The sequence below is a fragment of the Paraburkholderia bryophila genome, from assembly GCF_003269035.1.
In the GTDB taxonomy this organism is placed as follows: domain Bacteria; phylum Pseudomonadota; class Gammaproteobacteria; order Burkholderiales; family Burkholderiaceae; genus Paraburkholderia; species Paraburkholderia bryophila.
The window spans coordinates 298311-324837 of sequence record NZ_QLTK01000003.1; the positions used below are offsets into that span (position 1 = coordinate 298311).

At 60.6% G+C, this 26527-nt stretch carries 21 protein-coding genes and 1 pseudogene; 17 read left to right on the plus strand and 5 right to left on the minus strand.

Translation table 11 applies throughout. The features are described 5' to 3' along the window. From BX591_RS36040 to BX591_RS08165, 3 genes are all read left to right on the plus strand, one after another. On the plus strand, positions 1 to 324 hold the full coding sequence (locus BX591_RS36040; protein WP_146749741.1) for a hypothetical protein: 324 nt from the start codon (positions 1 to 3) through the stop codon (positions 322 to 324). Further along, the gene (locus tag BX591_RS08160; protein WP_111930148.1) at positions 290 to 913 is read left to right on the plus strand and encodes a glutathione S-transferase family protein; all 624 of its coding nucleotides are present in this window, start codon (positions 290 to 292) and stop codon (positions 911 to 913) included. The genes BX591_RS36040 and BX591_RS08160 overlap by 35 nt, the downstream gene beginning before the upstream one ends. A gap of 309 nt (positions 914 to 1222) precedes the next feature. Then, a complete protein-coding gene (locus tag BX591_RS08165; protein ID WP_244146870.1) occupies positions 1223 to 1501 on the plus strand; it encodes a hypothetical protein in 279 nt (92 codons plus the stop codon). A 48-nt stretch (positions 1502 to 1549) separates the two neighbouring features. On the opposite strand, the gene tssE is transcribed toward BX591_RS08165, so the two are convergent. From tssE to tssK, 5 genes are all read right to left on the minus strand, one after another. Further along, positions 1550 to 2005, minus strand: a complete 456-nt coding sequence (tssE, locus tag BX591_RS08170) for a type VI secretion system baseplate subunit TssE (protein WP_111930149.1) — start codon at positions 2003 to 2005, stop codon at positions 1550 to 1552. 118 nt (positions 2006 to 2123) lie between these two features. Then, the gene (locus tag BX591_RS08175) at positions 2124 to 2609 is read right to left on the minus strand and encodes an Hcp family type VI secretion system effector (protein WP_111930150.1); all 486 of its coding nucleotides are present in this window, start codon (positions 2607 to 2609) and stop codon (positions 2124 to 2126) included. A gap of 105 nt (positions 2610 to 2714) precedes the next feature. Continuing rightward, a complete protein-coding gene (locus tag BX591_RS08180) occupies positions 2715 to 4607 on the minus strand; it encodes an OmpA family protein (protein WP_244146871.1) in 1893 nt (630 codons plus the stop codon). Further along, complete coding sequence (locus tag BX591_RS08185; RefSeq protein ID WP_244146872.1) at positions 4604 to 5338, minus strand: DotU family type IV/VI secretion system protein; 735 nt, start codon at positions 5336 to 5338, stop codon at positions 4604 to 4606. Before BX591_RS08185 ends, BX591_RS08180 begins: the two co-directional genes overlap by 4 nt. Next, positions 5335 to 6684 (minus strand): type VI secretion system baseplate subunit TssK, encoded by a 1350-nt coding sequence (tssK, locus tag BX591_RS08190; RefSeq protein WP_111930152.1) that lies wholly within the window; start codon positions 6682 to 6684, stop codon positions 5335 to 5337. The genes BX591_RS08185 and tssK overlap by 4 nt, the downstream gene beginning before the upstream one ends. Positions 6685 to 7235: 551 nt before the next feature. Between tssK and tssB the strand changes: the two genes are divergently transcribed. The 14 genes and pseudogenes from tssB to BX591_RS08260 all read left to right on the plus strand — a co-directional run bounded on the left by tssB (position 7236) and on the right by BX591_RS08260 (position 26465). Beyond that, a complete protein-coding gene (gene tssB / locus BX591_RS08195) occupies positions 7236 to 7748 on the plus strand; it encodes a type VI secretion system contractile sheath small subunit (protein ID WP_111930153.1) in 513 nt (170 codons plus the stop codon). A 65-nt stretch (positions 7749 to 7813) separates the two neighbouring features. Next, positions 7814 to 9349, plus strand: coding sequence for a type VI secretion system contractile sheath large subunit (tssC, locus tag BX591_RS08200; RefSeq protein ID WP_111930154.1), 1536 nt, complete (start codon positions 7814 to 7816; stop codon positions 9347 to 9349). A gap of 114 nt (positions 9350 to 9463) precedes the next feature. Beyond that, on the plus strand, positions 9464 to 11800 hold the full coding sequence (locus BX591_RS08205) for a type VI secretion system Vgr family protein (RefSeq protein WP_111930155.1): 2337 nt from the start codon (positions 9464 to 9466) through the stop codon (positions 11798 to 11800). Between the two features lie 58 nt (positions 11801 to 11858). Further along, a complete protein-coding gene (locus tag BX591_RS08210) occupies positions 11859 to 12107 on the plus strand; it encodes a PAAR domain-containing protein (RefSeq protein ID WP_111930156.1) in 249 nt (82 codons plus the stop codon). 10 nt (positions 12108 to 12117) lie between these two features. Beyond that, a complete protein-coding gene (locus tag BX591_RS08215) occupies positions 12118 to 13383 on the plus strand; it encodes a hypothetical protein (RefSeq protein ID WP_111930157.1) in 1266 nt (421 codons plus the stop codon). Positions 13384 to 13418: 35 nt separating this feature from the next. Continuing rightward, entirely contained in the window at positions 13419 to 13826 is a 408-nt protein-coding gene (locus BX591_RS37225) for a hypothetical protein (RefSeq protein WP_338068883.1), read from the plus strand. 300 nt (positions 13827 to 14126) lie between these two features. Next, the gene (locus BX591_RS08220; RefSeq protein WP_338068884.1) at positions 14127 to 16967 is read left to right on the plus strand and encodes an ImcF-related family protein; all 2841 of its coding nucleotides are present in this window, start codon (positions 14127 to 14129) and stop codon (positions 16965 to 16967) included. Then, positions 16967 to 18654 (plus strand): annotated as a pseudogene (gene tssA, locus BX591_RS36750) (type VI secretion system protein TssA). Before BX591_RS08220 ends, tssA begins: the two are co-directional and overlap by 1 nt. An 11-nt stretch (positions 18655 to 18665) precedes the next feature. After that, positions 18666 to 20486, plus strand: a complete 1821-nt coding sequence (gene tssF, locus BX591_RS08235; RefSeq protein ID WP_111930159.1) for a type VI secretion system baseplate subunit TssF — start codon at positions 18666 to 18668, stop codon at positions 20484 to 20486. Continuing rightward, positions 20483 to 21583 (plus strand): type VI secretion system baseplate subunit TssG, encoded by a 1101-nt coding sequence (tssG, locus tag BX591_RS08240; protein ID WP_111930160.1) that lies wholly within the window; start codon positions 20483 to 20485, stop codon positions 21581 to 21583. Before tssF ends, tssG begins: the two co-directional genes overlap by 4 nt. Before the next feature lie 13 nt (positions 21584 to 21596). Continuing rightward, complete coding sequence (gene tssJ / locus BX591_RS08245; RefSeq protein ID WP_111930288.1) at positions 21597 to 22127, plus strand: type VI secretion system lipoprotein TssJ; 531 nt, start codon at positions 21597 to 21599, stop codon at positions 22125 to 22127. A 249-nt stretch (positions 22128 to 22376) separates the two neighbouring features. Then, positions 22377 to 23018, plus strand: coding sequence for a TetR/AcrR family transcriptional regulator (locus BX591_RS08250; protein WP_111930161.1), 642 nt, complete (start codon positions 22377 to 22379; stop codon positions 23016 to 23018). A 266-nt stretch (positions 23019 to 23284) separates the two neighbouring features. Further along, positions 23285 to 25978, plus strand: coding sequence for a glycoside hydrolase family 19 protein (locus tag BX591_RS08255; RefSeq protein ID WP_111930162.1), 2694 nt, complete (start codon positions 23285 to 23287; stop codon positions 25976 to 25978). 4 nt (positions 25979 to 25982) lie between these two features. Further along, positions 25983 to 26465, plus strand: coding sequence for a hypothetical protein (locus BX591_RS08260; protein WP_111930163.1), 483 nt, complete (start codon positions 25983 to 25985; stop codon positions 26463 to 26465). The last annotated feature ends 62 nt before the right edge of the window (positions 26466 to 26527 follow it).

Below are 26527 nucleotides of genomic sequence, written 5' to 3' on the forward strand. Positions count from 1 at the left end.
ATGAACTCCAGTCGGTTGATGAAGGCGGCGCGGCGCGCTGCCGGGTCGGGAAGCTGGGTTTTTTGTATCGTGGGATTTGATCAAATCATCGCATGGATTTCGGGTTTTGGGTTGGCTGATCAAAATGGCGATGGAAAGGGGCGTTTGGGTATTGCGTGTCCTGCGGTGTGTGGCGTTGTTTTCGTTCCGTTGCGTTTCATTGTTTTCGTTGCATTGCGTGCGCTGGCCTGGTGCGCCGCATGCCAACTGTCCATGTTGTCGACGGCGAATCGCGGCTACGCTTTGAAGCATGCTAAAAATACTCGGCAAGACCTCGTCGATTAACGTCCGCAAGGTGCTTTGGACTTGCGCCGAACTCGGATTGGCGTTCGAACAGGAAGACTGGGGCTCGGGCTTTCGCGCCACCACGGCGCCGGAGTTTCTCGCGCTGAACCCCCATGCAATGGTCCCCGTGATCCAGGACGGCGAGTTTGTGTTGTGGGAATCGAACTCGATCATCCGCTACCTGGCCGGCCGCTATCACGGCGAGTCGCTGTACCCCACCGATCCCTGCGCCCGCGCGCGATGCGATCAATGGATCGACTGGCAGGCGAGCGAACTGAACCGCGCTTGGAGCTACGCGTTTCTGGCGCTCGTCAGGCAGTCGCCGCTTCATCAGGACCCGCGGCAGATCGAACTGTCGCGTGCGAACTGGGCGCGGCAGATGGGCTTGGTGGACCAGCAACTGGCGCGCACGAGTGGGTTTATCGCGGGGCCGTCGTTTTCGCTGGCCGATATTCCGATCGCGCTGTCCATTAATCGCTGGCTGGAAACGCCGCTGCGGCATGACGATTTCCCTGCGGTCACGGCCTATATGGCGCGCCTTGCCACGCGGGAGGGCTACCGCCGGTATTGTCGTAACGGCACGCCGTGAGGCGTGCAACGCGGAGTACTTGATAGCCGGCTTTCTTTCGGACTCTTCCTCTCTTTCGATGCCTGAATTTCGATGCCTGAACGCAGGTCTCGGTACGTTTTGTCGTAGCGCAACGATGTTCTGCGCCGCTTACAGAAACCCAATGTAATGCTTGCGGAATACCACCATGGAGCGGGCATCTGCGCGGGATGACCCGGCTCGCCTACAATGGCCGTTTTTGCGACACAGCCTGAAGGTTCAACGATGCGGGTATCGACATTGGCGCTGGCACTGCTGACAGCGTGTTTCACTCTCAACGCGAACGCCGAGATGACGGCCGCCCAATACCGGAAATGGGCTCACACGGACAACAACTCGGTTTACGCGGCCTACATTACCGGCACGATCAACGCGCTGGGTTGGGCGAACGGCGATCTGGTCGCGAAGAAACGCGCGCCGCTGTTTTGCCCGCCGACCGACCTTGCTATCGGCAACCAGAACGTCTATCCGTTGCTCGACGAATTCTTTACCAATCATCCCGGTATTTCCGACGATTTTCCGGTCGGTCTCGCGATCCTTCGTTCACTGCAGGCAGCCTTTCCCTGCTGACGTCCAGGCGCTTCGGGCGAACCGGCTGTGATCTTGCTTGATGTCGTTTCATCGTGGCTTTCCGTGTTCAACGCGTTGCCGCGGTTTGTACTGAAGACGCAGGCGTCCCGTCGGTTCGAAGTACGTGCCAAAGCGCACGAGCCCGGTCTTTCTCAGGTGGCAGGTCATCACGTAACGCACCGTGATGCCCGGATCGGGTTCCTCGTCGAGGGCGTCGTCGATTTCTATGTCGACCGAGCCGATTCGCGGTTCGTAAGCGAGCAACGTGGCTTCCATCTGTTGCTTGAGAAGATGCGCGGAAGCTGGTAGCGCCCTGTAGATATTCGTCAGGTCGGGCAGCCCGAAGCCCGGAACATGTTTGAGTGATCCGGCTCGCGTGTTCAGAATCCGCTCGACATTACGCATGACGCTCATGACTTCAAGCGTCGAGGCGCTGTGTGCGCTGAGCGGTTCGCCGCCGATGTGCCCGAGCAGCATGTCGTATAAGGATGGACCGGTCGGCATGATGTGCGTGCTTAGATGTATGCGACGACGAAGCGTGAATGAAAGTACCGGCGCGTGAAGTGGACCGGTGATCGGATTGCGCCCGGTCGAACCGACAGGCAGTCTGGAAAGCGTTGCGTCATGAGCGTTCGTTCCAGGTGTCCTTGTGGATGATGTTGCCGTCCTTGTACGACCAGGTGATCGTTTCGTAGCGCAACTCCACATCTTCAAGATGGTTGTGTTTCTCGTACGCAGGATTCTTGATGTCGAGCATCTTCGGATTCACTGCGACCACCTTCACGTTGTCGAGCTTCGTGTTGAAGTACTCTTTTTCCTTGCCCGCGTCATCGATTCGATACCATTTGATTTCGATCGACTTCAGTGTTTGGCCGCTTGTCACCGCTTTATAGAAGTACGGCGTCGACGCGTCGGTTTCTTTCGTAAAAGTGATGGGTTTGTGCACGCGCGTGCCGGTCAGCTTGCCGGTATTCGAATCGGTCGGGATGCTCACGCCGTGGTCCAGTGCCACGATTTCGACGCTACCTTCGCGTCCCTGCACGGTTACCGAACCTTTGATGTCGGCGCCACCGTCGTCCTTGATCCACATGTAGGCGGGAATTGCCATTGCGTGACTCCTTGTCTATGACTGTGAACATTGCCCGGTCGGTCCGAGCCTGCCAGTCCCGAAGCGGCATGCTTCGGGCGGAAAAAAACCATGAACGTTAAGCTTTCAGGTGCCCGTCGCTGCCGACGTGTCGGGCACGAGGGTGATTTCCACGCGGCGATTTCTGGCGCGCCCCGCGTTGGTGCCGTTGTTCGCGAGTGGCCGGGTTTCGCCATAGCCCTGAATGGCGAAGCGCGTGGCCGATAGACCCGAGGCATCGATCAACCAGTCGCGCACCGCGCTCGCGCGAGCAACCGACAACCTCTGATTACTGTCCGGATTGCCGACGTTGTCGGTGTAGCCTGCGACGAGAATCCGCTTGTCCGGATGCGCTTTGATCAGGTCGAGCGCTGCGACGATCGCGCGTGTGGAACCCGCTTTGAGCGCCGACTGGCCACTGTCGAACAACGACATGCTGTCGAGCGTGACGACGGGCGGCGGCGAAAGCGGCGCCTGATAGGACGCGATCGCGTTCTCGAGCACGGGTATGAGCGCCGCTCCCCGATACATGCCGAACGACAGACTCAGCGGTACGCCCATGCGTGCGTACCGATCGAACTGGTCGCGCTCCGCAATGAGCGTTTGCAGCGCGTCGCGACGCGCATTATCGTGAGTGGCCGGGATCGCTTCAAACCGGCCTAGTTCGGCGCCGATGCGGGCCACTATCCGTTGGTTCTGGAGCGCCGCGCTCGACATGGCGAGTGCAATCGCGACGGCGAGCAGCGCGAACGCGTGCAGCAGTGCCGCGTGACTAGGCGATGTCCGCGGGCGCTTGGGTAGCGCTTCGAGCAATGGCTGAGGCAGTGGCCACGGTGAACTCGATGCGGGGAGGGGCGCGGGGTGAACGTGGGTTCGAACCGCCATATCGCGCATCCACGGCGCGTCGGGGTGACTTGCCGGTCCGCAGTCAATCCAGCCCGCGCCGTAAAGCGCCCACGGCGCGGCAGGGTGCCGCCGGTCGGCAAGTGCGCTGATCACCACGCGATCCGTCCAGTCGATTAGTGAGGCCAGCCTCGCCGCACGAGCGGCGGGGATCGGATTGCTGAGCGTTTGTTGAGGTTTGGCTTGAGGAGATTCGACTTGTTGAGGTTCCGCTTGAGGAGATTGGGCCTGAGGAGGTTCGATCTGTTGAGGTTCGGCTTGAGGAGGTTCGGCCGGTTGAGGCTGGGCTTGAGCTCCGGTGGCCGACGCTTTGGTCTCCGCTGCACGAATCACGGCTTCGAAGCGCAGGGCGTTTTGAAGTCGTGTGGCCGACGATACGCCGTACCACGACGGCGCGCCGTGGCTAGCGCCGATCGCCGTTAGACGCTGGTACATCGCGATATAGCCGGGCAGCCGTTCGCCAAGCATGCGCGAAGCGTCGGAGACAGCCTGACGCGCGCGGCTGAGTTGCTGTTTCAACGCGTCTTCTGTGGCGTGGAGCGCCGGTGCGATCGACAACACGACGGCATCGGGGGCGCGGCCGTCGCGCCATTGTCTGATGGCGATCGCCAGCGATGGCAAATCCTGCAGTCGGTCCACCCGGAGCCAGATGGCCCCGTCGCCGATCTGCGCCAGACCATTTTCGTGGCCTTCGCGATTGAACAGGTTGGCGAGCGCGTCGCCTATCACCATGACGACCGGCATACGCGCGCGTAGATCGAAGGGGAGGCCGAGCGGGAGGTCGGCCGTCGTCGAGCCCAATGCAGCGATCACGGCGCGGCTCCGCGCGCGTACGCGGCTGAGCTGCCAGGTGCGCGCGACGATTGCCACCAACTCGATTAACACCAGAGCTGCCGCGAGCGAATACGTCAGCCCCGGCCTACCCGGCGGCAGCACAAAGACGTAGGCCATCGCCAACATGGTTGCAAAGCGCGTCACCAGGTGAAAAGGATAGCCAAAGCCCACGAGAGGGGCGCGCTTCAGCGTGCGTAGAGGCGCAATTTCGGGTGCAATTTGGGGTGCAATTTTGGCTGTCACGATTTGACAGCCGCCAGGGGGGTGAGAAAACGGGCAAGTTGAGCGTCGAGCGCGTGACTCCAGGCAATGTAGACGAGTACGGCAACCAGACAACTGGCGCCCGCGATGCCCCACGGCGACACATAGCGCAGCCAGTCGGTCAGCCGCACACTGCTGCAATCGCCGATGAAACCGTGACTCACCGCGGGGCGAAATTTGGCGATCTGCGCTTCGAGTGCGGCGATTAACGCAGCACGCCGTTCTTCGCCCTCTCGCGCGTAACGCCCTGTGAAACCGAGTCCAAGCACGGCGGAATAGCATTCGAGCAGATCGATGTTCGGCGGCGTTTCGCGCATACGCTCAATAAGTCGCTCGAAGACATGGTCGCCTGCGTTGTGCTTACCGAACTGTTCGACCTGCAAGGGCTGCGCGTCCCACTGATGTCTTTGGTCCAACGGCAGATATCTGAGGATCGTCTCATCAAGCAAGCCGCACTGGGCATACAGTGCGTCTTCCCGCACGTCTGCGGCAATACCGCGTTGTTCGAGGGTCGCCGCGAATTCCACTACCAGTTCCAGGCAGCGCTTACGCAGGATTGGCACGGGCTCAGCTATGCCACCCTGATTGAGCATGCTTACCTGCAGCGCGGTGTCTCGGAGCAAACCCCGCATACTGGTGCCCGAACCGCGGTGTGCTACTGGCGGGTTTCCCATCGGGGTGACATCACACAAAATGTCCATGAACCGGCTCATGAATGAAGCACCGCGTAGAGTTCGAGCGAGGCGTCCGGCACCGAACCCGGCAGGTAAATCTGGCATGCGCGTGCGGCCAGCATTCTCGTGAAAGCGGGGTTGCGCGCCTCAATTGCGAAGTAGTGATTGTCCAGTCGTACGGGAATGGCCGCCGGCACGCGCTGAACGGCCTTAATAGGAATGCCCGCGAGTGCAGCATTGACAATCTCTTCGACGTCGTCGGGCGCGCCGAGCTTGCACAGTTGCAGGACCTGGTCGATCAGATCAAACGGTGGCAGCGACGCATTGACCGACAGGTAGTAGTCGGCAGCGGCAGTCAGCCGCTCGTCGAGGAACTGGCCGCGCCATGTCGTGGCGTTCTTGCGCGTTAGCGCGATCGGGATCACGCGCGAGGGAATGCTCGTGTCGAGGAGGTTGCGTATCAGTGTTTCCAGCCTCCCGAAAATCTCATTCTGGTTCGCATGGTCATACACCGGAATATCGGTAAGCCGCGCGCCGGTCGAAAACGTAGTCAACACGCCTGCCAACTGAGCGAGCAGGTTGTAGAGCCGGATAGGCGGCTGATTCGAATGCGTTGCAAGTAATCGAAGTTGCGGCCAGTAGCTGTGAATGCTGTGCAAAAGCCAGAACAGGGAGACGTCTGCGACGCCATATTCGATCACCTGTTCCATACGTTCCCTTTTGCGCGCGCCGAGTGCCTCGCTCTTCGCGAGCAGGATGTCCGCAAGTCGCGTCATTCGCTCCAGATGCAGCGGGTGGGCCGACAACGTCAGACATGGCGGTACATAAAGCGGGTCCACCTGGAACTGGCCGTTGGTACCCCGTATGAGCCTTGCGATTGGACACAGTGTGTCGTCCGCATGCGATTCGAAATCGAAGAGCAGTCGCACTGCATGGCGTTCGACAGCGATTTCCGTTTCTGTTGTGCCGTTCAGATCCATGACGCGGACAAACTCGCGATATGAACGACGCGGGCGCGCTAGTGCTGTTCCATCAAAACGGCAGTTGCTGCCGGTCGCGTTCAGCAGCGGGATAGCGGCGTGTACGACCGCACTCTGCAGATCGTTCGGTATCCCGCGCGTCAGGTCGCGGGCGTGAGGCAACGCGCCGGCCAACGTCGTATCGACCGGCGTGCCGTCAGGAAAGCGAACTTTGAGCCTTGTGAGCTTGAGCCGGCCGGTGGCGAGCGCCTCTTCGTCGATTTCGACACCCAGCGTTCCCCACGGTTCGCACACTGCCACCGATGTGAGTTGACGGTGCGCGAAGTCCCCCCAGCGTTCCTGCTGCTGGAAATGCTGCTGAGTGAGTATCAGGCCGTCGTGCCACAAAGGTTTGTCGATTCGCATGAGCAGGTTCTTTGCTATTTCGCCTGTTTTTAAGGACGGATTGTATATGTCGTTAGGCGGGGCGACGTACGTGATTATTTTAATTTCATGTTCTATTGGGTGTGTAAATTTAATTGAAAAAAATCGTCAAGGGATTCTTAGTGTATTTTTTTTGACTTAAGAGTTTTTATTGCTGAATTTGTGTGAATGTTGATGGATTTCATGAATTGAAATGCCTTCTGTATTGTCTTCTATGCGCATAAAGTGTCTCCAAATTGAGTTGGAAATTTTCCTTATTTTGAGAAATTATGCCGATTGTGGTATTGAAATGTATTCAGAATAAATATGAATTGAGATAAGCATTTTTGATTGACCGGATGACGCTTTGGTCGTTTAATTGGTGGCGGAAAAATCAGCGAAATTGATAGTGTTTTTTTGTCGACATGGCTTATATGAAGGCACGTAATGAGTGTGTCTATTGTTTGCGTGAATTAATGGTCGTGTTGTCCGGCATGCCGGTCACGATCTCCTCCTGTTCTTCCCTGTGACCCAACCTTTTCCAAGGAGCCCCCATGGACAGTTTTCAGCGAGAAATTCCAAAGAGCCGCGTGCAGATCACGCTCGACCTCCACACGGGTAGCGCGCAGAAAAAGGTCGAATTGCCGCTGAAGCTGCTAATGGCTGGCGACTTCAGCGTCAACAACGAGCAGGTGCCGCTCGCGGAGCGCAAGAAGATCAACGTCGACAAAAACAACTTCGACTCGGTTCTGTCCGACCTCAGCCCTGAACTGAAGATCACGACCGAGAACACGTTGGCGGATGACGGGTCCGAACTGGCGGTTTTGCTTAGTTTCAGGTCGATGAAAGACTTCGAGCCAGAGCAGGTTGCGCGTCAGATTCCCCAACTGCAAGCGTTGCTTGCCATGCGCAATTTGCTGCGTGACCTGAAGTCGAATCTTCTCGATAACGCTACGTTCCGCCGGGAGCTCGAAAAAATCCTGAGAGACAAGCCGCTCTCGGAGCGGCTGCGCGGCGAACTCGGTCAGATCGCCACGGCAGCATCACAGCCTGCAGGCCATGCCTGAGGCGAGTCAGTGCAAAGCGGCTCGCTGCCGGCACATTTTGGACCACCATCGCGACAGGACATCTCATGGAACGCAACGAACCACAGCAATCCGGTGCAACGGGAATCGCAGTATTGGCGTGCCCCAACGTTTACGAATCGCTTTGCAGCAAGATCAACCTGAGACCGGTCAACGAAGCCCGCCCGGTAGAAGCCTTCCAGGATTACGATCTGCTCTCCGAGTCGTCGGCCGACGAACGGCTTGCGCGAGCGATGAGCGTGTTCCTCAATCTGGTGAGCGAGGGCAGCAGGCAGGTCGACCGTCTCGACAAGTCGTTGCTCGATTTTCACATTGGGCGGCTCGACCGGCAGATCGGCCGGCAACTCGACGCCGTGATGCACGCCCGAGAATTTCAGGCGCTGGAAAGCCGGTGGCGGGGCCTGAAGTTCACGGTCGACCGCACGGACTTTCGCAAGAACGTGAGGATCGAGTTGCTCGATGCATCGAAAGAATGTCTGTTGCGCGATTTCGAAGATACGCCTGAGCTCGTTCAGAGCGGCCTGTACCGCCACACCTACATCGAGGAATACGACACGCCCGGCGGTCAGCCGATCACCGCAATGATCGGCGACTACGAGTTCACGAATTCGCCGCAAGATATCAGCTTGCTGCGCAATCTCTCCAAGGTGGCGTCGGCTGCGCATATGCCTTTCGTCGGCTCGGTGGGGCCGAAGTTTTTCGGTAAGAAAACCATGGAAGAAGTTGCCGCGATCCAGGATATCGGCAACTACCTCGACCGCGCCGAGTACATCAAATGGAAGAGCTTTCGTGACACGGACGACGCGCGCTACATCGGACTGACCATGCCGCGCGTGCTCGGGCGCTTGCCCTATGGGGCGGACACCACGCCGGTACGTAGTTTCAGCTATGAGGAAGCAGTGAAGGGCGCGGACCATGACCGCTATCTGTGGGTCAATGCGTCGTTTGCATTTGCCGCGAACATGGTGCGAAGTTTCGTGAGCAACGGCTGGTGCGTGCAGATTCGCGGGCCTCAGGCCGGTGGCAAGGTCGAAGACCTGCCGGTTCATCTGTACGACCTCGGCACCGGTTATCAGCCGAAGATTCCGACCGAAGTACTGATTCCCGAAACGCGGGAATTCGAGTTCGCTAACCTCGGTTTCATTCCGTTGTCGTTCTATAAGAACCACGACTTCGCGTGCTTCTTCTCAGCCAGTTCGGCGCAAAAACCCGCTCGATACGAGACCACGGAGGCAACTGCGAACAGTCGTATCAACGCGCGCCTGCCCTACATTTTTCTGCTTTCACGTATCGCGCACTACCTCAAGCTGATTCAGCGCGAAAACATTGGCACGACCAAAGACCGGCGTCTGCTCGAACTTGAGCTGAATAGCTGGATCAAGGGTCTCGTGACCGAGATGAAAGATCCTGGCGATGAACTGCAGTCGTCGCATCCGTTGCGCGAGGCGAAAGTGATGGTGGAGGACATCGACGATAACCCGGGGTTCTTCCGCATCAAGCTTTTCATCGTGCCGCATTTTCAGGTGGAAGGAATGGATATCGGTTTGTCCTTGGTGTCGCAGATGCCGAAGGCAAAGAGCTAACCGGACGTGGGGCGTGCGGTTGGCTGAAGCATGGTGGAGGGGACCCCGAGTTTCTGTTGAGGACCGCCGCGTGATTGCTTGTGAACTGGATGCATTAGTCGTGAGGAGTGTGCAATGGGATCGATAGTTTTGCCAAAGCAGGCATACACGCTGAAGCTGGCGCCGCAACCGGCGCCGTTTTCAGTGTTGAAGTTTGCAGGCCATGACGCGCTCAGTCAGTTGTACCGCTACGAAATCGAGTTCACGAGTCCGATTGCCGATATCCCGATGGATCAGGTGCTGGGGCGACCGGCCCGGTTCATGGTCAAGCCGCTGGATCCGAGCGCGGGTTGTCCGCAGAAGTGGATCGGCGAACAGGCGGCGAACTTAAGTGGGCTGCCCACGGCGCAGACGGTGCACGGCATCGTGACGCAATTCGACCAGTTCGGCACGTCGGCCGATGAGACCCATTACCGTCTGGTCATCGAGCCACGCACGGCGGATCTGGCGCGCGCGGTCACCAGCCGGCTGTTCCAGAAACAGTCTGTACGGGAGATCATCGCCGACGCGCTGAGGCACGGCGAATTCCGCGAGGGTGTCGACTTCCGGTTCAGCCTGCGTGCGCGATACAGGCGTCACGACTACATCACGCAATATCACGAGACGACGCTGGCGTTCATCCAGCGTATCGCGGCGGACGAGGGCATCTGGTTTCGTTTCGAACAGGCGAAGGGACATGAGGTCATCGTCTTTGGTGATGATCTGGACGCTTACGCGCGGCGTCAACGGGTTGCGCCGTTGCGGCGCGATGCCGGTCTGGAAAGCGTCGGGGCGGAGTCCGTCAAATCGCTTGCGCGGCATATGCGCCGGGTGCCCGAAGCGGTTCAACTGAACGACTACAACCATCGTCAGGCGGGTATGCCGCTGCTCGTCGAGCAGAATGCCGCGAAGGATGAGCGGACGACGAATGCCGTCGAATCGCGCTGGGGCGAGCATTACGAGACGGTGGAAGAAGGCCGGTGGCTAGCTGGGTTGCGTCATGAGGCGCATCTGTCGCAACAGATTAGCTACGCGGGCAACGGTAACGCGTTCGGGCTGGAAGCGGGAGAGGTGCTGGGACTGGACAGTAATCCCGCGGAAGCGCCGCATGGTCTGCTGATTACGTCGGTCGAATCGTGCGGCGGCCGCAGCGACGCGTACTCGAACACGTTCACGGCAATTCCGTCCGATCGTGTCTGGCGTACGCCGGTTGTGCCTGAGAAGCGGCCGGTGATCCACGGCATCCTGCCGGCGCGGATCACATCGCCGGCGAACTACCCACGCGCGTATCTGACGGAAGAGGGTTGGTACGTGATCAGGCTGCCGTTCGATCTCGACGCATGGAGTCCCGGTGGCACGAGCCGGCCGGTCCGACTTGCGAAACCCTATAGCGGCGAGAACTACGGTCACCATTTCCCGTTGATCGATGGCGCGGAGGTGGCAATCGCCTTTACAGCGGGCGACCCGGACCGGCCTGTGATAGTCGGTGCGATGCACGACAGTCTGCATCCGGATCTGGTGAACAACCTGAATCACACGCGCAACCTTATTCGCACGGTCGCACGGAATGAACTGCGGATGGAGGACAGGTCGGGGAGCGAGCATATCCATTTGACAACGCCGTTCCAGTCCAGCGAGCTGAACCTGGGTCATCTGGTCGACGAGCAGCACAAGGAGCGCGGGCAGGGGGCGGAGTTGCGCACGGACGAACACGTTGCGATCCGTGGCGGGAGAGGGATTCTCATCTCGGCCGACGCGCAGCCGGCCGCAAGCGGCAAGCAGCTCGACATGCAGGCTGCGCAATTATTGCTGGAGCAGGCGCTTGAGCAGATGGAAACGCTTGCGGACGCCGCCCTGGCTGCACAGGCGATTGCCGCGGAGTGCGCCAAACAGAAAACGCTGCTTCACGACAAGTTGACCGATCTGAAACAGGCGGTTGTTTTGCTTGCGGCTCCGGCGGGCATGGGCCTCGTTTGCGGCAGTCATCTGCAGATGAGCGCTGGACAGAATCTGATCGCTACGGCGAGCGGCAACGTTGATATCGGTGCCGTCAAACGGTTCACAGCCTCGGCTGGCGACGCAGTGTCGCTGTTTGCGCAAAGGTTGGGAATGAAGCTCTTTGCTGCGAAAGGAAAGGTCGACATTCAAGCCCAAAGCGACGCGATGAACCTTGCCGCCTTAAAAGACATATCGATCACGAGTACCGACGGCAAATTGATTCTATCCGCCGGCAAGGAAGTCTGGATCGGTGCGGGTGGGTCCTATATTCGGATCACGCCGCAGGGTATAGAGAACGGCACGCCTGGCGACATCCTCGAAAAGTGCGCGGCGTGGGACAAGCAAGGCGCCAACTCGATGCGGATCAAGCCCGGCTTTCCACCTCCGCAGAACAATCGGCCGAATCAGAAAGGATTCTTCAATTTTTCCCAGTAGCCGTTGCGTTGTTCCTTGATCAGATTGAGTGCCCCACCCCCGACAAACAGGACAAACCATGCCAAACCTAATCCGCCTGGGCGACCCCACCGACCACGGAGGCCGGGTCATCAGCGCGTCATCCGTCATGCGTTACGACGGACGATTCGTCGCGCGCAAAGGTGATCGGGTGTGCTGTCCCAAACACGACCTCCGCCCTAACTTGATCATTGAGGGCGATGAGTCGACCACGGACCACGGCGTGCCGGTCGCGCGACATGGTTGCCGGGCCATGTGCGGATGCCGTTTGATTTCAAGTCTTTTATAAATCGACCGCCATGCCGGTAGACCTGCCTATTGCATCGTTCACGGATGCGCCGCCTGTGCCGCCACGCCTCGTCGTCTGGCTGGGCCTGTTGATGCTCGTCATGCTGGCCGGAGCAGGGGGCACCTTATTCACCTGGCCCCAAGGCGAGCCCACCGGCTCGCCCTGGTTCTGGACGAAACTGCTTGTTCTACCGGCACTGGGATTCTGCGTTGCATTTGGACTTCGACTGTTCTATTACGAGCAGGAATCGGAGCGGGTGCGCGCCGAAGTAGCAACGCTAAAGGACGATCAGGCGAAAGCGCTGCTATTCGCAAGCGAGCCCCTGGCCGTGCTGGAATGTCGCTATCTAAGCGCGCTACAAATCGGACAGGCCGCCAAACAGATAGTGGCTACACATTCGATCTTAAACGCCCGGGTGCCACATTCAGGCGGCAGCGCAGTGCGGCACACGGCCCTGAAATTCGGTGAGCTTCAGAGCCTTCCCGAACGCTATCGCGCGTGTTTCCTTGAATTGCTGGATGAAATCGGCCCTGCCATTGCCACTTTGCCACTAGACGTGCCGTTCAACATCTGCCTTGCGTTGCCAGTCAATCCGGAAAATCTGGAACAGGACGATTTGTCGGCGATCTGGCAGAGCTGTTGGCGAGAGAGCGGCCTGCGACCGGCGAAAGCATCGCGGCTTTTCGCAGAACAGGGATTGATGCCGTTGGACGGCTGGCTGGACGTTCGAGGTGACGTCGCACTGGAGAAAGTCACGCTCTACGTCTGTGCGCAACTACACGCCACGCCGCCGCACAACAGCGCGGAAGCGGCCGTGGCGTTGCTGCTGGGATGGCCGCCGTTACTCGAACGGCGTGGGCTGAAACCGCTCGCGATGCTGCACCGTCCGGCGGACGCTGGAACCGGTGCGCTTGACGATGCGCTTCTCAAGGCGCTGCTTTGGGGACGATCGACGGCCCCCGAGCTCGGTGACCTATGGCAGGCCGGCCTCGCGTCCGACGACAAACCCGCCATCCTGCAGAGCGCGTCGGCTCTGTCGCTGGGTCTCTCAAAGTCCTGGAACCTGTCCGGCGTACACGATATCGACACCACATTGGGCCATGCCGGAGTCGCAGCCGGTTGGCTTGCGACCGCCTTTGCCGTCGAACACGTAGCGCAAGCCCATACACCGCAACTCGTCGCGTATCGGGCCGGATCGCTCCAGCTGGCCGTGGTGAATCCGGTTGCAAGGCACGCCTGCGACCCAACAGAGAGGGCGCCCGCGCCATGCCTCTGAGAAAAATCTCAGGCTACTGGATTCTGGTCGTCACGTTGACGGCGCTCGTTGCGCTCTTCGCATACTTCGACGGAGCCGAACGGGATCCCTCGCCCTATCGTCGAGTTGGCGCCGTCCTGATCGTCGGCGTGATCGCATTGCTCGCGCGTGCGCACCTCGCCTCCGCATGGCGGTTTGCCGCGCACCACGCTCCGGGGCGCAACAAGACGCTGTATGAGCGGGAACCGTCGGCAAGGGTGGGCGCGGCGAAATTGCCGGAATTCGATCTCATCGAACACCGCTTCGAAAACCTGAAGCTGACGTTAATAAACCGTCACGGCTGGCGATGGCGCTATCGCGATCGTTGGGTCATGGTGGTCGGAGATATCGTGCTGATAGAGCGTCTTGCGCCGGGTTTGACGCAGTCGGGTTATGCGATCGTCGGCGATACCGTTCTGCTTTGAGCGCGGCAAATTGGCGATCGACCCGACATCGCGTGGCTCGAACGGATCCGGCGAGCACGCCGTCGTCGTCCGGTCGATGCCACGGCGGTCGTCACGGAAACGCGGATCGGCCGGCAGCAGATGCAGGACGATGCGCAGCTTGTCCAGTGCCTGGCGCGTCACGCTCGCGCATTGTGCTGGTCCGCACCGGCGTATGTCGTGAGCATGACCGGGATCGGAGGCGACACGTTGTCAGGTGACGAAGTCACCGGCTGTACCTGGTCGAGCGCACGGGCACGGCCTGACGCAGTCGAGGCCTCCTTGCACCGCCTTGCTGACGACCTGGCCGAGCGCGGGGTGATGCGTCTGACGAACAATGTGGCAGACAGCTATCCGGCCGCATTGTCCGCGCACATCGCACGGTATCGAGCGGCGTTGTCCGCGTTCGTCGTGCAGATCGGGCGGGGGCGCGGCGGGCGTGTATCGATTCACGGCGTTCTGTTCGCGCCACGTTTCAACGAAGGGAATCCCGTATCCACGTCGGTCCAGCGAGAGGCCCCGCAAGAGGCCCCGCAAGACGAATACGCGAGCAAACCAGACCACTACGATTCTGAAAATACATTGCCGCTCGCTGCAGACCGCGGCGACGTTTCGCCTGCAATCTGGCAAACGATCGTCATCCACAGCCGCCGCATCCACGGTCGCCGGATCGGTTTGTCGGCGTCCACTTGCGCTGCCTGGATCGCGACGGCCTGCATTGCTTGCTGGATCGTCGGCATGAACCTGTCGGGCTTTACCCAATCCGCCGCTATCCGGACGGCCGCCGCGACGACCGTCAGACTTTCGCCCACGCAAGACCCGCGCGATGCCGCACTTGCGCTCGACAACCTGCAAAAGCAACTCGACACATTGGAAGTCATGCAACGCGATGGCGCGCCCTGGTACACCCGTTTCGGCCTGAATCGCAACGTCGAACTGCTCGCGGCGCTCTGGCCAGTCTACGAGGTCGCGACCAACCGTATTCTGGTTCAGCGAATCCGCACCGTGCTCGAGGCCCAGCTACGGCAACTCAGCTCGTTCTCCGATGCTGAAATCGCCAGCGGCGGCGACCGGCAGACCCAGGCGGCCTACGCAACGCTCAAGACCTACCTGATGCTCGCGCGGCCGGAACACGCTGACGCAAAATTTCTCACCGCGCAACTGCTCGCCATGGACCCACCCACGCGCGCGCAACGCTCGGCTCTGAGCGACGGTGCGTGGCAAGACCTTCGGCAGCGTCTCCTTCGGTTTTACGCGGCTCACCTCGGGCGTCGTGTGTCGAGTCGTGGTGGGATGCCAGCCATCGTCCCCGACGCGTCGCTTATCCGTGCCGCCCGTCAAACCCTGATCGGCGTCATCGGCCTGCAGAATTCGACCGATGCGCTCTACCGGCAGATTCTGGACGAAAACCGCGGCAAGTACCCGCCGCTGTCACTCGCCGCGTTGCTGGGCGACACCAGCAGTCGTGGCCTGTTCAACACCACGGTCGCGCTGCCCGGCGTCTTCACCCGCACGGCGTGGGACGAGCGCATCTCGAAAGCGATCGACGAAGCCGACGAACGGCGCAACGTCGGCGGCGACTGGGTGCTGTCCGACACGCGCTCGGGCAAGCCATTCCGCTCGACGCTCAAGGCCGAATTGCGGCAACGCTATTTCGAAGACTACGCGGGTGCCTGGCAGCGGTTCCTCAATAGCATTCGCTGGCAACGGGACGCCACGCTATCCGGCACGATCGACCAGTTGACGTTGCTGGCCGATCCGCAGCGCTCGCCGCTTGGCGTGCTGATGAAGGTGATCGTCTATCAGGGGCATGTCGGCGCGCTCGGGCCGTCGCTCTCCGACACGCTGGTCGGCAAGGCGCAACATCTCGTCGGCGCCGCAGAAGCGAATCCGTCGAAGCTCATCAATGCCCGCACCGCGACGCCGCTCGCCACCGCATTCGGACCCCTGATGCGGCTGACTGGCGACGATCCTGGCGGTTCGGGCAACAACGATAAACCGCCCGCGCAGTTCGCCGTAACGGGCGACCTCAGCGTGCAACGCTACCTCGAGCGGGTCACGGCTATGCGCTTGAAGTTGCAGCAGATCATGACCGGCGGCGATCCCGACACAATGTCCCGTGCGGCCGCGCAAGCCGTGCTGCAAGGGCGCACGTCGGATATCGCCGACAGTCGCGATTACGCCAATCGGGTGGCCGCGAGTCTGGGCGTGCAGTGGGCCGGCTTCGGCGAGTTGCTGCAACAACCGTTCGACCAGACGTGGCGGGTGGTGCTGCAGCCGGCCGCGGCGAGCCTGAACGACGTCTGGCGCACCGGTGTCGTGGCCGACTGGAACCAGGTTTTCGCCGGCCGCTATCCGTTTGCGGATTCCGACAACGACGCATCGCTGCCGGAAATGGGCCGTTTCATGCGCGTGGACAACGGTGTGATCGCGCAGTTCGTGGCGACGCAACTCGCCGGTATCGTCGAGCGGCAGGGCGATCGCTGGGTGCTGGCGCAATGGGCGAATCGCGGTGCGTTGACGGTCGATCCCATCTTTCTCACGGCGCTGAACAGGCTCACGCAGGTGTCGACGGTGCTGTTCCAATCAGGCGAGGCCCAGGTGCATTTCGAGTTGCGCGGCGTCCCCACCGCGGGCGTGACCGACACGAGGTTCGTGCTCTCGGGCCGCGAGTTGCACTACTTCAACCAGCAGGCGGCGTGGACGCCCTTCGTCTGGCCTGGCGACGCGCTGGAAAACCTCTCGCGCATCGAGTGGCAAACCGACCAGGGCGGTGTACGCAGCGCGCTGGACGCAGCGGGCCGATTTGGTCTGATCCGGCTGCTGGAACACGCGACAGTGACGCCGCAGGACAGCGCCCGCTATCTCATCAGCTGGTCGCCGGACCAAGGCGCGGGCCTGCCGCTGAAAGTGCAGTTGCGCAGTGAGGCGGGGAGAGGGCCGCTCGAAGTCCTCGCGTTGCGTCACTTTTCGCTGCCGTCGCGAATCTTCGTCGGCGGCGGCGCGAAGGTTGCACAAAAACTGGCCGACGCGTCGCCGCCTCCACTACCGGCTGCTGCGATCGCCGCGGCGCATCACGCCACCATGCCATTGCCGCAAGGCACCGCGCCGGAGTCCGAATGATCATGCTGCCGACTCTTCAAAAAGGCCTGTTGTCGTCGCGCGACGCCGAGCAACCGGTGCGCGAGCGCTACGTCCGCTGGGACGCATGGCTGCAACCCATTGCTGGCGGCAACGTGGCCGGCGTGGGTCGCGATCCCGGTTACGACGATGCTTTTTTTATGCTGAAGGACGAGGTCACGCGGCTTTCCGGTATCGACGACGCGCTTATCGTCGCCACCTGCGAGCAGTTGCTCAAGGAGGTCGGCAAGGATCTGCGCGTCGCCGGCTACCATGCATTCGCCCAACTGCGTCAGCACGGACCGGCGGGCTTCGCGGACGGACTGGATCTGACGGCGGCGTTGATCGACCGTTTTGGCGACGCTTTGCTGCCCGTGCGTCCTGAAGCAAAAAGGGCCGCGCTCGAGTGGTTTGCCACGGCGCGGATTATCGATTCGCTTGCGAGTCATGGCGCGTTCGCGCCCGCGGATTTCGAACGCGTGAGCGTCGCGCTGAATTTGCTGACCACGGCAACGAGCCTGTGGAGTGAGGCAGCTCGCCCGAACCTCCAGGCGCTGATTGCCCGCTTCGAGCGCCACGACACACCTGGGCCCGACCCTGAAGCAGACCACACAGCAGCGCCAGCCCGCGCAAGGACCACGCAAACCCCACAGCAAGCACCGACCGCACACAACGCACACGGCACACAGCAAGCACACACGCACACAACGCACACAACGCACACAACGCACACAACGCACAAACCGCCGGCGCGGTGTCCTCCAGACGCGACCTGCTCGATCAGGCCCGCGCAATGGCGGCCTATCTGCGCGACCAGGAAAATGGCTATCTGCCATCCGCAAGGCTCGTGCGCGGCGTGCGCTGGGATACGTTGCATGAGACGCCACCCGCCGACATCGAGGCACGCACGCGTCTTATGCCGCCACGCCCGGAGTCACTTCAGCAGATGAGGCGGCTTGTTCTGCAAAAACAGTGGCATGAAATGGTCGAACGTGTGGAAGGCGCGTTCATGGAGGGTGCAAACCATCTGTGGCTTGATCTGCAGTATTTCCAGCACATCGCGCTCGATCAGTTGGGCACACCGTACAGCGCCTGGCGCGAGCTGTTGCGGGCCGACATCGCGCTGTTTCTCGACCGCTTGCCCGGCATCGAACGGCTGGCGTTCAACGACGGCACACCGTTCGCCGACGACACGACTCGAGAATGGATCGCGCGGCATGCGGTGGTGCGCGACCTGGAAGCCGGCGAGGCGATGGCACCGTTGCCGGTGACGGCGGATCAACGTGTCGACACCGGCGGCGATTGGTCCGAAATCGAAGCGCAGGCACGCGAGCTGAGTACGAACCAGACGCTCGAGGCAGCCTTCGTCTGGCTGGAGTCGCTGCCCGGCGTCAGGACCGAGCGCGGGCGCTATCTGCAACGCGTGGTCATGGCACGCCTTGCCGCGCACGCCGGCCGACCGGAAGTCGCCCTGTCGCTGCTGGGCGAACTGGACGCTACCGCGCAATCGCTGAAACTGATTCACTGGGAGCCCGCGCTCGCCTTCGACATCAAGCACCAGTTGCTCAAGTCGCTCGAAACGTTAGTCAGCCGCAAGGGCGCCGACAAGCCGGCACTGGCTCGCCGTATCGACCATTTGCGGGGCGAGATGATCGTGCTCGATCCCGCCCGCGCACTGATCCTCTCATAACCCGAGTTTCCATGGACCACGACAATCCGATCCTGCGCTACTACGACGCCGAGATGCGCTATCTGAGAGAGGCCGGCAAGGAGTTCGCAGAGGCGTATCCCGACCGGGCCCGCATGCTCAATCTCGATCGCGTGGGCGATCGGGATCCGTACGTCGAACGTCTCTACGAGGGCTTCGCGTTCCTGAGCGGGCGTCTGCAGCAAAAACTGGACGACGAATTGCCCGAGCTGACTGAAGGACTCGTCAGTCTGCTATGGCCGCATTACCTGCGCATGATTCCGTCGCTTTCGATCGTTGAATTCACGCCGATCGCCGAAAAATTGCAGAAAACCGAATGCCTGCCCGCCGGCGTGCCGGTGCGCTCGGCGCCGATCGCCACGCCGCCAGCGGCGGCCTCTCACGATGCGGGTTCGGCGCCGAAGGCCGTGCAATGTCTGTATCGCACGACCCGGGCCGTGCGTCTGCAACCGATCCGACTCGTCAGCGCCGCGCCGGCCGTGCGTCACGACGGACGTTCGGTGATCGGCCTGCAGTTCGAGCTCGACCGGTCGGCGCGCCGCGACGCGACCGATCTCTCGCGCCTGCCGCTCTATCTGAATGCCGATTTGCCGACGGCGTTCGCGATGCACCTCGCGTTGACGCGGCAAGTGGCGTCGATCGCGTGGCGCATTCCGCAAGTGCGCGGCGGCGATGCGCTGCCGCTCGACGGCGTCAGCATCGAAGCCGCGGGATTCACGCTCGAGGAACGATTGTGGCCGAAGGCGGACGCGGCGTTCTCGGGCTATCAGCTATTGCTCGAATACTTCAGTTTTCGCGAGAAATTCCTGTTCGTGGATCTGTGCGGTCTGGATGCGACCGCACTGCCTGCCGACACGACAGGCTTCGAACTCGAGATCCTCCTCACGCACAGTTACCCGTCCGACCAGCGGTTTACCGCGGACAACGTGCGCCTGTTCTGCGCGCCGGTCATCAATCTGTTTCCGCTGGAAGCCGAAACAATCCAGGTCGATCACCACCAGACCGAATACCGTGTCGTGCCGGCCGGCCACGCGGCGGGACACGTCGAAACGTATTCCGTCGATGCGATCGAAGCGATCGATCACGACAACGCCGAGCGTTACCAGTACGTGCCGTTCGCGACCTTCCGGCACCGCGGCGGCATGCTGCGGCACGAAGCGCCCGAGCGCTATTTCCATACACGGGTGCGCCAGAGCGGCGCGGGGCGGCATGAAACGTGGATCGTTCTGGGCGGCCACGCATGGGAAAGCATGACCGATCTTCCGGAAGAAAGCCTGTCCCTGCGCTTGACCGGCACGAACGGCATGGTGCCGCGAAAAGGCCTGCGCGAGGCGCGTCTCGATGAACTCGGCGCGGGTGTGCCGAATGTCTCCAGTGTGCGAAATCTTGTCGCGCCGACGCTGCCTCTGTATCCGCCTACCAGCGACCGCTTTCAATGGCGGGTGTTGTCCCATCTCGCACCGAACTTTCTCTCCATGATGAACGCCGAGGTGTTGCGCGGGGCATTGGCGCTGTACGATTGGACCGGCGACGAATTGAACCGGCGTCGTCTCGCGGGCATTCTGCATGTGTCGGAGGCACTGCGCGAGGAGGTGACGGGGGGCGCGGTCGAACGTGGCGTGCAGATCGACGTGACGCTCGATAGCCACGCGTTCGCGGGCGAGGGTGACCTGATGCTGTTCGGCGAACTGCTGCACCGGTTTTTTGCGCTGTATGCCGAGATCAATCTGTTCACGCAACTCCAGATAGTCAGCCTGCCTTCGCAGGCCCGCACCGTCTGGCCGCGCAGCAAGGCGCTGCGCTGTCCGTCATGACCGCGCGGGTTTCGTCGCAGGGTGTTACGCAGGTGCTTGACCCGTTCGTCGCGTCGCTGCTCGCCCGCGCGCCGGCCATGACCTTCATGCAGTTGTGCCGGCTGCTGGAACTGCGTATGCCGGATCGGCCGGGTTTCGGCACCCAAGGCACGCCGGAATTCGAACCGGTGCGCTTCCGGCCGCGTCAGCGTGTGGGCTTTCCGGCCGGCGAGGTGGCGTGTGTCGATCTCGACGATGAACGTCCCGGCTCGGCCCCGACGGTGCGTACCACCTTCATGGGTCTCTACGGCGTGGACGCGGCAATGCCGTCGCATCTGATCGACGATATCGTGCTGCGCGAGGAAGGACATGAAGCCGTCGAAGCCTTTCTCGATCAGTTCAACCATCGTTTCGCCACGCTGCTCTATCGCGCGTGGAAGAAGTATCGCTATCCGATCGGTTTTCGTGCCGGCGGTGTCGACGACCATTCGCGGAATCTGCTGTGTCTCGCGGGTTTTGGTTGGGGCGGCAAACCAGCGCGTGCCGGTTTGCCGGATTCGCGCGCGCTGGCGCTGCTCGGCCTGTTGATCCAGCGAACGCGCACGTCGGAGGGGCTCGCGGGCGTGGTCGCGCTGGCCGCGCCGGGCGTCGAGGTGCGTGTCGACGAGTTTCACGCGACGCTCAAGCCGGTGGGCAAACCCACCCCGCTGGGTTGCGTCGCCGAGGCGGGACGGGCGCCGCCAGGTCTTGGCGGGGGAGTCGTGCTTGGCACACGTCTGGCGTATCGCGGCGGCGCAGTTCGTGTGACGCTGCGGCCGGCGGACGCACGCCAGTCGCATGAGCTTCTGCCGGGGGCCGCGTTGCATCGGGAACTGACGGCGTGTCTAAAACTTTATGTCGGCGTCAAGGCCGACGTTTTGCTACAGATGGAAATGTCGTCGTGCTGGGCGCCTGCGCCTGTTGTCGGCGCGTCGTATGAGGGGCCCGCGCCCCGCTTGGCATGGACCGTCGTATTGCCTTCTTCGGCGGAGCGCCTGATGACGATTCCGCTCGGCGTTTGCGAGGCGTTTCCATCGTCCGCTGACAACCCGTTTCTCGACGCTGAACGCGTCACCTGAATCCGGAGTGTTCGTGTTTTTTCGCCTGATTTTCAATGGTTTCTTATCGATCGTGCTGCTCTCGAGTTGCGGCGCGTGGCAAGGCGTTTCGGATACGACCGCGGGCGCTTATCGCGCGATGTTTTACAGACAGATCAAGACGGTCGAGGTGGATTTCGTGGCGCGGGCGTCCATCAATCCGGACGAAGCCAACCGGCCTTGTTCAGTCGTCGTGCGCGTCTATCAGTTGACGGACCGTAAGCGCTTCGATGCCGCGTCGTACAGCGACCTGCTGACGCGCGACAAAACCTTGCTCGCACAGGACTTGCGGGCGAGCGCGGCGGCTGTGGTGAGTCCGGGTGCCGCCGTCAGTCTTTCTGAGCCGATTCAGGCGGACACGGCGTATATCGCGATCGTGGCGTTCTACCGCGAACCGGGCTTGGATGAACAGTGGCGCCTTGTGATTCCGAAGAAAAAACTCCAGGCGGATAAGCCACTGAAACTGGAGTTGATCGATCGGACGCTGATGGCGCTATCCGGGCTGGTGAAAATGAAGGCCGATTGACGCCGGCTAGGGCGTGGCCTACGTTGGGCTAAAGGGCTAAAGGGCTAAAGGGCTAAAGGGCTAAAGGGCTAAAGGGCTAAAGGGCTAAAGGGCTAAAGGGCTAAAGGGCTAAAGGGCTAAGAGGGCTAAGAGGGCTAAGAGGGCTAAGAGGGCTAAGAGGGCTAAGAGGGCTAAGGGGTTGATCGGGTCTTCGCGAAAACAGGCTTAGAATACGAGCGATCACTCACGTTAAAAACTCGCCTTTTAGCCATGGCCAAGTCCACTGCGGCACAACGTTTGAAGCCCCGTAAGGCGCCGGTTCAGCGGCGTTCGGCGCAAACCGTCGAAGCCGTACTCGAAGCCGCTGCGCGCATTCTGGAGACGCAGGGGCTCGTCGCTTGCACGACCAACGCGGTCGCCGAGCGTGCCGGTGTCAGCATCGGCTCGCTGTATCAGTACTTCCCGAATCGCGACGCGTTGACGGTGGCGCTGATCGAGCGCGAGACGGCGCAGTTGCTCGTGGACATCGAAGCGGCGTCGTTGGTGGCGAGTTCGCGCGGCTGCGTGCAGGCAATGGTGCGCGCGGCGGTCACGCATCAGATGCGACGCCCGGCGTTGGCGCGCGTCATCGATTTCGAGGAGCGCAGGTTGCCGCTCGGCGAACGTCATCAGCGGCTGGCGGAGTTGGTTCACGCGGTGCTGATGAGTGCATTGACGGAGAAGCCGGACGCGCCTGCGTTGAGCGACGCCAGTCTGGTTGCGCACGATTTGCTGGCGATCGTGCATGGCATGGTCGACGCCGCCGGGCAGCGCGAAGAAGGTGATGCGGCTGCGCTCGAGGTGCGCGTGATGCGCGCGGTGGATGGCTACATGGCGCAGTCGCAGAGCCTGGACGAAGACGCGTTAGGTTAAGAAAAGAGCCAGAAATAGCGGCTTTTCTGTCTTGATTTGGATGCCGAAATTTCCACAGAGAAATTTGGGAAAGTTGACAGATCAGTATGAGGAATATGGCTTAATCTTTCGACAGTGCTGCTGGTGGGGAAGGCAAAGCTGGCATAGGGGAGCACAGCCGCGGTCGTCCGATGCCACGCAGTCAGCAAGCACATGCGATCGCCGCCAAGCGCCACTAAGCGCCACTAAGCGCGTCATTCGAAACCAGTAAAAGCCAGAGTATTCCCATGTCTCTCAGCTTCAAGTACCCGCTTACGCGATCAGACGGCAGTGAGTTCAAGTCGGCGAAGGAACTGTTCGACCATCTGGATGGCGAACCCGCCGGTTTTTACCTGCTGGGTGCTCATGGCTTCTGGCACGGCGGACTGCATATCAGCGACGCCACCTGCGGCTATCTGGCCGACGCCCGGCCGATCCGTGCCATGGCGACAGGCGAGGTGGTGGCCTACCGTCTGAACGACGACTATCCCACGTCGACCTGGGGAGAAGGTGCGAACGCGCAGACCTTGAAGTACTCAACGTCGTTCTGTCTGGTGCGGCATCGTTATGAGTCGCCGCCCAAGTCGTCTACCTCGGGTTCCGCATCGCCGGGGGCGCGGAATACGCTGGTTTTCTACAGCCTCTATATGCATCTGCTGCCGTATAGCGGCTACGCACAGCATGTCGTGGTGCAGGGAACGTCTGCGGTGGCGTACGGGACGTGTCCGGCCATGGTGGAAACGTCGTCGGATTCTGGTGCGATGGCGGTGTCGGGCTTCGCTTCACTCTCCGGCCTCCATGACGTACCGTCGGTGAATCCGGCCATAGCAGTGCCTTCGGGTACGGAGTTGTCGGTGCTGGATGAAGTGCAATCGGTGGCCGGCAATCATTTAACGAAGCTGCTTTACGTCGTTGTCGATACGGTACCGGAGTCAGGCAACCCGACATCGCAGGCGATCGCTGCCGGACGGCATTATTGGATCGAAACGAACGGCGTCCAGCTCGAGACCCGCACCGGTGCCGTTACCCGAAAGCGACCGGCGTACTGGAGGTCGAGCCGGAAAGCGACTGGAACGTTGCTGCATGAAGTCAGCGCACGAGGCGAACCGGCGGCCCAGAATATCGCGGGCGCAGTCATCCACACCGTGCCCGGGGGAACGACGGTCAAGATCGAGCAGGAGAAGTTGCTTAGGCACGGCAACAAGATGAAACCCTTCGCTCAGGTGACGATACTCACGCTCGGCTCGGGCAACGCGGGGCCGGTGGCTGTAGGTTCCACCGTGTGGATCAGCGCGACCGGGTCGAGTCTGTCACGCGACCCGCTGATCCCCGATCGATTCAACGTCGTGACCTGCAATCCGCCGATTCCGATCGAAGCCGGCGACACCATCGGCCACCTCGGCCTGTACGAAACGCCCGGCCCAGGTGATCACGACAAGGCGACTCGACAGCAGGTTCACCTTGAGATATTCACCGGCGATCCGAACTTCAACGACTTCTTTGCGAATGCGGCCGGCGTGACCGAAGGCCGGAAATTCAAGGTTGCGGGCACGGAGGGCGCGCCCGCAAGGGAGGCGGTATCGGCTTCCGGCGCGTGTACTTTTACGCCCGGCACGCAGCCGCTGCTTTTACCGGTCGTGGTCGATACGACTGCGTCGCTGGCGAAGCTCGATATGCAGCACAGGAAATGGTTTCCGGTCGAGGGTATCGGAGAAGGTGGCGTGTTGACCGGCTGGGTGGCCGAGAGTCGCCTTCAGGATGTCGCGCAATACGACTGGGTGAAGCTGGGTTTCCGGCAGATCGAGGAGACGAACGCGGCTGCAAACGGCTACATGGATCCGGAGAGCGTGCCGGAATTTTTCAGGAAGATCTACCGGCTCATCGATCAGCATCCGGATAGCGACATCACGCCCGACGAGCTTGCCGCGGCGAATCGCAACCCCGTCGTGCGGCATGCGCTTGCACACGTCGTCGCCAGACATCCGAGCGAATGGCAAGGGAAGTCCGATGCGGCTAAGTGGAACGTGCTGGCGCAAAACGACGCGTTGTTGAAGAGCGATCCGAAGCGGCTTAAGCACGAGCTCGAGCGGATCGATCGGCTTTCCTGGTGGGATGAGATTCAAGGGGTGGACGACTTTCCGGCGTCGTCGAACGTTTGGCATTTCAACCCGCTGACGTTCCTCGACGGGTTGGCCGAAGCTGACGACCTGATCACATTGCCCATGCTGAGAATAGTCGATCCCGATACATCCGAGTCATATCATCGGGAAGTCTTGCCTTACCTGAATAGATCGGCCCGGAAGTACGGAATAGATAGACCGAAACGGATCGCCCATTTTCTCTCCCAGATTGCGGTGGAAAGTCATTTTAAAAATCTGGAGGAGGGATTGAGCTACAGCGCCAGGGGAATGAAAAAGAAGTTTGGTTGCAAGTCTGCGCCCAATCAGGCCCATACGGCCAGATTTCATGAAACGCCACTCGACATTGTCTGCAACTTCGGTCAATTGAGAAGCAAGCTATGGACGCAGGCTGACTATTATTCGCATCAACCCGAACGCCTGGCGAACTACGTCTATGCCAACCGGATGGATAACGGGGGCGAGGAGACCGGCGACGGCTATAAGTATCGGGGGCGAGGAATCATCCAATTGACCGGCAAACGGAACTACACGCAATTCAAGAATTCTCATAATCAAAAGTTCCCGGCTGATCAGCGGGATTTCGTCGCGAATCCGGATAGTGTGCTTTCCAGCCTTGACTATGGTGTCGAGACGGCATTTTTCTACTGGGAAAATATTCGCGCGAATTCGATCTGCGACGATCCCGGTTCAACAGTCGCTAACGTAACGAATCTGGTTAATGGTGGCCTCAATGGGTACGCCGAGAGGAAAAATTCATTTAATCGAGTCGCGTCTTTGCTCGGTGTGGCGCAGGATAATTAGAGTCATGATCAAAAGAATGGCGGTGTCACTATTTCTATCGTGTGGATTGCTGGACTACGTTCAGGCAGGTGAATTTTGCCGGACTAACGAAGAGGTTGCCTTTAACTGCAAGCATAACCAGAAGATCGCCGAACTGTGCTATTCGAAAGACACGAATAGCTTCATTTACAGGTTCAGGTCTGGAAATAAAGTCTATCTTGCTTATCCGGAGAAAATGTCCGGCCCGGGTGGTGAATTTTTCGTCAGTAGCAGACCCTATCCTGGAGGCGGAGAAGGACACGTGAAATTTACTAAAAACGGCTATACGTATTTCATCTACGACAAAAACCTGACCACTCGCGAGTCCTTTGAAACTGGCGCGGGTGTTGTTGCGGAGAAAGACGGGAAAAGCGTCGAAAATTTTCGATGCTCGAACGATGCATCCATACATGCCACCGCATACGAGCATCTTCGCGAAGAGACCTATAAAGGAATCGATCGGGAATAAATCATGAAGTGTCGCCGGCAGGGATGGCAGGGACAGGAGGGGCGACCACGTAGCGCGAATCA

Excerpts from the sequence above, each read along its gene's own strand:
- BX591_RS36040 (WP_146749741.1), top strand. The coding sequence starts at position 1 with ATGAACTCCAGTCGGTTGATGAAGGCGGCGCGGCGCGCTGCCGGGTCG.
- BX591_RS08160 (WP_111930148.1), top strand. The coding sequence starts at position 290 with ATGCTAAAAATACTCGGCAAGACCTCGTCGATTAACGTCCGCAAGGTG.
- BX591_RS08165 (WP_244146870.1), top strand. The coding sequence starts at position 1,223 with ATGACGGCCGCCCAATACCGGAAATGGGCTCACACGGACAACAACTCG.
- tssE (WP_111930149.1), bottom strand. The coding sequence starts at position 2,005 with ATGCCGACCGGTCCATCCTTATACGACATGCTGCTCGGGCACATCGGC.
- BX591_RS08175 (WP_111930150.1), bottom strand. The coding sequence starts at position 2,609 with ATGGCAATTCCCGCCTACATGTGGATCAAGGACGACGGTGGCGCCGAC.
- BX591_RS08185 (WP_244146872.1), bottom strand. The coding sequence starts at position 5,338 with ATGAGCCGGTTCATGGACATTTTGTGTGATGTCACCCCGATGGGAAAC.
- tssK (WP_111930152.1), bottom strand. The coding sequence starts at position 6,684 with ATGCGAATCGACAAACCTTTGTGGCACGACGGCCTGATACTCACTCAG.
- tssB (WP_111930153.1), top strand. The coding sequence starts at position 7,236 with ATGGACAGTTTTCAGCGAGAAATTCCAAAGAGCCGCGTGCAGATCACG.
- tssC (WP_111930154.1), top strand. The coding sequence starts at position 7,814 with ATGGAACGCAACGAACCACAGCAATCCGGTGCAACGGGAATCGCAGTA.
- BX591_RS08205 (WP_111930155.1), top strand. The coding sequence starts at position 9,464 with ATGGGATCGATAGTTTTGCCAAAGCAGGCATACACGCTGAAGCTGGCG.
- BX591_RS08210 (WP_111930156.1), top strand. The coding sequence starts at position 11,859 with ATGCCAAACCTAATCCGCCTGGGCGACCCCACCGACCACGGAGGCCGG.
- BX591_RS08215 (WP_111930157.1), top strand. The coding sequence starts at position 12,118 with ATGCCGGTAGACCTGCCTATTGCATCGTTCACGGATGCGCCGCCTGTG.
- tssF (WP_111930159.1), top strand. The coding sequence starts at position 18,666 with ATGGACCACGACAATCCGATCCTGCGCTACTACGACGCCGAGATGCGC.
- tssG (WP_111930160.1), top strand. The coding sequence starts at position 20,483 with ATGACCGCGCGGGTTTCGTCGCAGGGTGTTACGCAGGTGCTTGACCCG.
- BX591_RS08250 (WP_111930161.1), top strand. The coding sequence starts at position 22,377 with ATGGCCAAGTCCACTGCGGCACAACGTTTGAAGCCCCGTAAGGCGCCG.
- BX591_RS08255 (WP_111930162.1), top strand. The coding sequence starts at position 23,285 with ATGTCTCTCAGCTTCAAGTACCCGCTTACGCGATCAGACGGCAGTGAG.
- BX591_RS08260 (WP_111930163.1), top strand. The coding sequence starts at position 25,983 with ATGATCAAAAGAATGGCGGTGTCACTATTTCTATCGTGTGGATTGCTG.